The 3,905-nt window shown below is 71.6% G+C and carries 3 protein-coding genes; 1 reads left to right on the plus strand and 2 read right to left on the minus strand.

Features of this window, described 5'->3' with window-relative positions:
• Together FV223_RS22205 and FV223_RS22210 are read right to left on the minus strand one after the other, a co-directional pair.
• Positions 1–524, minus strand: a 524-nt coding sequence (locus FV223_RS22205; protein WP_147729026.1) for a sigma-70 family RNA polymerase sigma factor, incomplete at its 3' end; no start/stop codon positions are given.
• A 97-nt stretch (positions 525–621) separates the two neighbouring features.
• Positions 622–1,764, minus strand: a complete 1,143-nt coding sequence (locus FV223_RS22210; RefSeq protein WP_147729027.1) for a patatin-like phospholipase family protein — start codon at positions 1,762–1,764, stop codon at positions 622–624.
• A gap of 445 nt (positions 1,765–2,209) precedes the next feature.
• On the opposite strand from FV223_RS22210, the gene ispG reads away from it, so the two are divergent.
• The gene (gene ispG / locus FV223_RS22215; RefSeq protein ID WP_147729028.1) at positions 2,210–3,529 is read left to right on the plus strand and encodes a flavodoxin-dependent (E)-4-hydroxy-3-methylbut-2-enyl-diphosphate synthase; all 1,320 of its coding nucleotides are present in this window, start codon (positions 2,210–2,212) and stop codon (positions 3,527–3,529) included.
• Positions 3,530–3,905 lie beyond the last annotated feature (376 nt).

Raw genomic sequence — 3,905 nt, forward strand, 5'->3', positions numbered from 1 at the left:
GCGCCCTTCCGCGCGGCGTTCTCCCGCGCGGCGCCCTCGCCCTCCTCGAAAGCGCGCAACGCCGCCCGGCCGCGGCCGAGGCGCGACATCAGCGTGCCGATCGGGATGCCGAGCACCGCCGCGGCGTCGGCGTAGGCCATGCCTTCGAGGGTGACGAGATGGAGGGCGGCGCGCTGCTCCTCGGGGAGCGTCAGGAAGGCGCGCCGGATCTGGGCGAGGCGCACCTGCCCCTCCTGGGCCGGCAGCGCCACCTCCTCGTGCATCTGCACCAGCACGTCGGCGTGGCGCGTCTCGACGCGCTTGCGGCGCTGGTCGTCGATGAAGACGTTGTGCAGCACCGTCATCATCCAGGTGCGCAGGTTGGTGTTCGGCCGGAGGCTGCCTTCCGCCTCCAGCGCCCGCACGAGCGTGTCGTGCACGAGGTCGTCCGCCCGCAGGGTGTCGCGGGTGAGCGAGCGCGCATAGCGCCGCAACGGCACCAGGAGGTCGACGATGTCGGGGCGCTTGGTCTTGTCGGCGATCATGGAACGCTAACGGAGCGGCGCGCGGATTTAATCCGTCCGCGCGCCGGCGTGCCCGAAGGGTCGGGTGCGCCGGCGCACGCGGCCCGCCGCGCTCGGCTTACTGGTACGCCTGCTGCAGGTCGAGCGAGCAGTCGCGGCCGATCTTCTCGTAGTTCTCGGCGAGCCAGGCCTGCGCCGCGTGGCGGCCCTTGTCGCGCAGGCGCTGGAACACGCGCCAGCGCGCGTCGAGCTTGGAGCCGGCATTGTAGGCGTCGAGCGCGTCGGTGCCGTCGATGCGGTGGACCAGCACCCGCTGGTACTGGCCCTGGCCGAGCACGCCCTCCTCGATCAGCCCGTCGACGAAGTCGATCGCGCGCAGCTCGCGCATCAGGTTGGCGTTGAAGGTGATCTCGTTCAGCCGGTCCTGGATCTCCCGCTCGGTCCGCGGGGTCTCGCGGCGCTCGACCGGGTTGATCTGCACCAGGAGGATGTCGCGGGTCACGGCGCCGCGATGCAGGGGATAGAGCGGCGGGTTGCCGAGGTAGCCGCCGTCCCAGTAGGGCACGCCGTCGATCTCGACGGCCTGGAACACGGTCGGCAGGCAGGCCGAGGCCATCAGGTGGTCGACGGTGAGGCGCTCGCGCTCGAACACCGCGAGCTTGCCGGTCCAGACGTTGGTGGCCGAGACGAAGACGCCGGCCGTGCTCGCCTCGCGCAGGCGCTCGAAATCGACCTGGGCGGCGAGCGCCTTGCGCAGCGGGTTGATGTTGAGCGGGTTCGAGACGTAGGGGCTCGGCGTCAGCACCTTCGACCAGAACTCGATCACCGGGTTGCCCTTCAGCGCGCCGAACATCCCGTGGAACAGGCTGCGCTGGCCCGGCGAGAAGTCGCCGTCGAGGCTGACCTCGCGCCAGAACCGCTCGAGCCCGGCGCGGGCGCCCTCGGGGCCGTCCTTCAGCCAGCCGTCGATCATCACCACGGCGTTCATCGCGCCGGCGCTCGCCCCGGTGACCGCCTCGAAGCCGAGGCGCCCGTCCTCGATCAGCGCGTCGAGGACGCCCCAGGTGAAGGCGCCGTGCGCGCCGCCGCCCTGCAGCGCCAGGGCGACGTTCTTCTCCGCCCGCGGCCCCGCGAGCACGTGATGCGAGGGGTGGGCGGAGGGACGGTCGGCGATGCCGTCGGAGACCGGCCCGGGCACGGCGGTGACCGGGTTGCCGGGCTCGGGACGATCGGTGCAGGGCTGCGAAGTCGGCGTCATCATCGCCTCAACATGGATTGTTGCACTGCGGTATCAAAGGCCGCATCGCAGCATTTTTCTACGGACGCGGCGGCGGCGCAAGCGCGCCCGGTGCGTCGCGGTTCCGCGAATCGGCGCGGTGGACGGCGGCGGCCCGGCAAGCGCGACGCGACCGGAGCGCGCGCGAGGTCCGGGGCGGGCGAGCACGATCCCGTTGGCGGACAACGCTTATCCGAGGCGGGGTCGGCACGATCGCGCCGGGCCGTGGCCTGCGCGAACTCGACATCGCGGGGCGGATGCGACATGACACGCGCGGTGCAGACATGCATCGCCGCAGGATTGACGCGGTCCCGCGTCAATCGCAGCTAAACGATCGACCGTGCAAGCTGATGGCGTGCTGCGCGCAGCCGCCGGCCGATCGCGACGTCGCGAAACACAAGGCCTTGAACGAAGGTCCACGATGGAAGCCATGCAAGCCGCCAGCCTCGACCAGAACCCGCTCGCCGCGCAGGCCGCGGGCCTGACCGGACCGGAGATCGCCGGGCCGGCCCCGCGGCATCGCACCGTCGGGGTGCGCGTCGGCCAGGGCGAGGGCGCGGTGACCGTCGGCGGCGGAGCACCGGTCGTCGTCCAGTCGATGACCAACACCGACACCGCCGACATCGACGCCACGGTGGCGCAGGTCGCGCAGCTGGCGCGGGCCGGCTCGGAGCTGGTGCGCATCACCGTCGACCGCGACGAGGCCGCCGCCGCCGTCCCGAAGGTGCGCGAGCGCCTGGACCGCATCGGCTGCCACGTGCCGCTGGTCGGCGACTTCCACTACATCGGCCACAAGCTGCTCTCCGATCACCCTGCCTGCGCCGAGGCGCTGGCGAAGTACCGGATCAACCCGGGCAACGTCGGCTTCAAGGAGAAGAAGGACGTCCAGTTCTCGACCATCATCGAGCAGGCGATCCGCTACGGCAAGACGGTGCGCATCGGCGCGAACTGGGGCTCGCTCGACGAGGCGCTGCTCACCCACCTGATGGACGAGAACGCCCGGCTGCCCCGGCCGATCGACGCCCGCGCGGTGATGCGCGAGGCGATGGTGCAGTCTGCGCTGTCCTCGGCCGAGCGCGCCGTGGAGCTCGGCCTGCCGAAGGACCGCATCATCCTCTCCGCCAAGGTCTCAGCGGTGCAGGACCTGATCGCGGTCTACCGAGAGGTCGCGCGCCGCTCGGACTACGCGATCCACCTCGGGCTGACCGAGGCCGGCATGGGCTCGAAGGGCCTGGTCGCCGCCTCGGCCGCCATCGGCGTGCTGCTGCAGGAAGGCATCGGCGACACGATCCGCTACTCGCTGACGCCGGAGCCCGGCGGCGACCGCACCGTCGAGGTGAAGGCCAGCCAGGAACTGCTGCAGACCATGGGCTTCCGCACCTTCGTGCCGATGGTGGCGGCCTGCCCCGGCTGCGGCCGCACCACCTCGACCACGTTCCAGGAGCTCGCCCGCGACATCCAGAACTGGATCGTCACCTCGATGCCGGAGTGGAAGAAGACCTATCCGGGCGTCGAAGGCCTGAACGTCGCGGTGATGGGCTGCATCGTCAACGGCCCCGGCGAATCGAAGCATGCCGACATCGGCATCTCGCTCCCCGGCACCGGCGAGACCCCGACCGCGCCGGTCTTCATCGACGGCAAGAAGGCGATGACCTTGCGCGGCGCGACGCTGGCCAAGGACTTCGAGACGGTGGTGATCGACTACATCGAGCGCCGCTTCGGCCAGGGCGCCCGCAACGCCGCGGAGTAGCACCGCCGCGCCTCCCCCTCCCCCGCACCCCAGTCGGGCACACCCCGGCTTGGGCACATGTAAGGTGCGGGTCCCGGGCGAGCCCGAGACCGGTCGGGCGGAGGGACGCCCGTTCCCCGAAACCTCCCTGTTCCCGCCCGCACGGGGGCGTGATAGCAGGGCGCCGAGATTCCGTGAGCGGCAGGCCCAGCGGTCGCCGTGGCCCGGCATTCGCGTTCCCGGTCGCATCCTCCGGTGGGACCCTCGATGCGCCACACCGCGAAACGCCGTGCAGGCTTGATGAGCCTCGATCGCACCCGATGACCCAACCCGTGACACCGGGCGGCACCGCCGCTCAGCCCGACGCCGCGGGCGTCCAGCCCGCCGCGGACGGCCC

The sequence above is a fragment of the Methylobacterium sp. WL116 genome (assembly GCF_008039455.1).
In the GTDB taxonomy this organism is placed as follows: Bacteria; Pseudomonadota; Alphaproteobacteria; order Rhizobiales; family Beijerinckiaceae; genus Methylobacterium.

Coding starts and splice junctions, on each gene's coding strand:
- FV223_RS22210 (WP_147729027.1), bottom strand. CDS start 1,764: ATGATGACGCCGACTTCGCAGCCCTGCACCGATCGTCCCGAGCCCGGC.
- ispG (WP_147729028.1), top strand. CDS start 2,210: ATGCAAGCCGCCAGCCTCGACCAGAACCCGCTCGCCGCGCAGGCCGCG.